Raw genomic sequence first — 443 nt, 5'->3', positions numbered from 1 at the left:
CATCAGCGCGACCGACCTCAAGATCGACGGCGAGCCGATGCCGGTCGAAGATCGCGGTCCGCCGCGTGAGCGTGGCGATCGCCCCGAGCGCGGCCCTGGTGGCGGCATGGGCGGCCCGCAGCGTCAGCTGACGGGTGAGAAGGCGACCGGCACGGTCAAGTTCTTCAACGCCATGAAGGGCTTCGGCTTCATCCAGCGGGATGACGGCCAGCCCGATGCGTTCGTGCACATCAGTGCGGTCGAGCGCGCCGGCATGCCGACGCTCAACGAGGGCGACCGGCTCGAATTCGAGCTGGAAGTGGACCGTCGCGGCAAGTACGCCGCGGTGAACCTGACGCCCGGCTCGTAAAGCGCTTCCCATGTTCCGGCTCACCATTGCCGGACGCGGGATGATTGCGGGGGCTGCCCTGGCCATCACGGCCACGGCAGCCCCTGTCGTATCG

Annotated in this window: 1 protein-coding gene; it reads left to right on the top strand. The window is 68.4% G+C overall.

Annotated elements, in window-relative coordinates:
• On the top strand, positions 1-349 hold a 349-nt coding region (locus AX681_RS06400), incomplete at its 5' end, for a cold-shock protein (RefSeq protein ID WP_269450342.1).
• Between the last annotated feature and the right edge of the window lie 94 nt (positions 350-443).

The sequence above is a fragment of the Sphingomonas sp. CCH9-E2 genome (assembly GCF_001557215.1).
In the GTDB taxonomy this organism is placed as follows: domain Bacteria; phylum Pseudomonadota; class Alphaproteobacteria; order Sphingomonadales; family Sphingomonadaceae; genus Sphingomonas.
This window is presented reverse-complemented; position numbering and strand designations above follow the sequence as displayed.